The sequence below is a fragment of the Streptomyces sp. NPDC006624 genome (assembly GCF_040611555.1).
GTDB lineage: Bacteria > Actinomycetota > Actinomycetes > Streptomycetales > Streptomycetaceae > Streptomyces.
In genome coordinates this window covers 1-1014 of sequence record NZ_JBEXOM010000114.1, presented here as the reverse complement: position 1 = coordinate 1014, position 1014 = coordinate 1, and the positions used below count along the sequence as shown (strand labels likewise).

2 protein-coding genes are annotated in these 1014 nt (G+C 63.9%); one reads left to right on the top strand and one right to left on the bottom strand.

Annotation, left to right across the window (positions count from 1 at the left end):
- Window positions 1–475: hypothetical protein (locus tag ABZY20_RS37545; RefSeq protein ID WP_356448066.1), on the top strand; the 475-nt coding region annotated here is incomplete at its 5' end.
- On the opposite strand, the gene ABZY20_RS37540 is transcribed toward ABZY20_RS37545, so the two are convergent.
- Window positions 450–1014, bottom strand: a 565-nt coding sequence (locus tag ABZY20_RS37540; protein WP_356448064.1) for an RNA 2'-phosphotransferase, incomplete at its 5' end; no start/stop codon positions are given. The two genes, ABZY20_RS37545 and ABZY20_RS37540, sit on opposite strands and share 26 nt — an antisense overlap.

Here is a 1014-nt window from a genome sequence, read left to right as displayed (position 1 = left end):
TCTCTCGTTGCAACGAGTGACGACAAGCCAAGATCAACAGCTTCCGTCCGCAAGCGGCCGGGTCACTTTCTTTGTCTTGCCAAAGAAAGTAACCAAAGAAAGGCGCTTTCCTTGTTTTCGAATCAAGAGCCACTATGGTTCGGCGCTTGCGCAGGGATGCGCCACACAGGCCATCCATGGCCTGGGTGGCGCACGGCGCGCGTCCTGCGCGCCGCCCTTCGGGTCTCTATTTGCCTGTGGCGAGTTCGGGGCGGCGGGGGGAGCTAAGAGCGACGGCAACAGCAAGATCAACATGGATTCCGGCTTTCGCCGGAATGACGAACGGAAAGCTGCAGGGCTTCAGGTTGTAGTCGCGAAGCTGTGGCGCCTCTTAGTCGGCTCGGCTCAGCAACATAACGCTCGATGTCGGGGTAGTTATAACCGCCCGGATCGCACGCAACTCCATCGCCTCACCCCTGCGCCGGCCAATCGATGAACTCCGGCGCGACCGCGTCGGTGAGCCATACGCCGTTGTCGGCGCGGTAGAAGGCGAAGCCGCGTGCGTGCATTTCGCCGGCGCGCACGTGCAGCACCAGCGGTGCGCCGTGGCGGCTGCCGACCTTGAGCGCGGTGTCGCGGTCGAGCGAGAGGTGCACGTGCTGGCGGCTGCGCTTGTCCAGCCCGGTCTTGCGGATCGAGGCGGCGAAGTGGGTGGCGGTGCCGTGGTAGAGCGTGGGCGGCGGTTCGAGCGGCTGCAAGGCCAGGTCGATGTCGATCGAATGGCCCTGGTTGGCGCGGATGCGGCGGCCATCGTCGCTGAGCTTGAAGCGCTGCTTGTCGTTGTCGCGCACGATCGCTGCGATCAGCGTGCGGCTGTAGAGCCTGCCGTGCGCGCCGGCCTTGGCGATGAATTCGTCGACGTCGGCCCAGCCTTGGGCGTCCAGAGTCAGGCCGATGGCCTGCGGGTCGTGACGGAGGATGAGGCTGAGGAACTTGCTGAGTTTCTTGTGTTGTTGGTCGGTCATAAGCTTTCGG